Genomic DNA, 898 nt, shown 5'->3' on the forward strand with positions numbered 1-898 from the left:
CGTGAACGGCATCATAATAGCCAGGGCTGCAGTCGTGAGCGTCCGGTTGATAGGAATGTCGTTACGTCCTAGTGGCAGAAGAGCATTTAAGCCATTAAGCTGCATAAACCGTAGGATTTCAAGGTTGCACGAATGTTTCCCACATACGCGTTGTACTCGTTCCACATTTTTAACAAGTTCATTGACAGTGCTGGCAGCGACACCAATGACGATTGTTGTTGAAAAAAGCTTTTCATTAGACTGCTCAAGCTCGTTACGCAGTTGAATCGCTTCGTCATGAGATGCCTGTAGCTCATGGGGAAGCATATCTTCTCCCAAGCCTTGTTTAGCGAGCTTGCGCAGTTCATTTCCTCGTTGGATATCCATTGATGCGATCTGGCGCTTAACTAAGGAAAGGCCTTCAGACTGATCGAGCGGATCAATATGGATCGACACCGCAATGTCCAATGGAATATCAGCAAGCTCTTTCAATACACGGTCGCTCATATATGGTGGCAGCTTGCGTAAAACGAGTGTTTGCCAATATTTTTCACCAGCGCCGGAAAGAGACACCCGATCAGAACGCGACACGTCAATACTCATCGGCGATACTGCGTCTTTTGTCGACAACGCCTGACCGACGAGTTCATCAAATGTGAAATCGGGTTGTATGCCAGGACGTAAAAAATGTTGAAGCAGCCGAACGCGCTGTGTTCCGTCTAGTTGGGTGGCTTTACAACCACCTATCTCACGTATCAAAGCGCTATCTTCAGCAACCATACGTGCCAACTGGATCTTTGCATCTTCCACGCTCTCAGCCTCAACAGTGAGCGTCACATATTTATCCGTGACTGTGTTGTTTCGCCCAGTTTCTAGCCGTTTAGTCACTAGATCGTTATATTCGCGTCGCTGAGGATCA

Annotated in this window: 1 pseudogene; it reads right to left on the reverse strand. The window is 47.6% G+C overall.

From position 1 onward, the window contains the following. Positions 1–867, reverse strand: a pseudogene (locus EZJ44_RS08595) (VirB4-like conjugal transfer ATPase, CD1110 family); the annotation flags it as partial. Between the last annotated feature and the right edge of the window lie 31 nt (positions 868–898).

Source organism: Arcanobacterium bovis (genome assembly GCF_004331995.1).
Taxonomy (GTDB): Bacteria; Actinomycetota; Actinomycetes; order Actinomycetales; family Actinomycetaceae; genus Arcanobacterium_A; species Arcanobacterium_A bovis.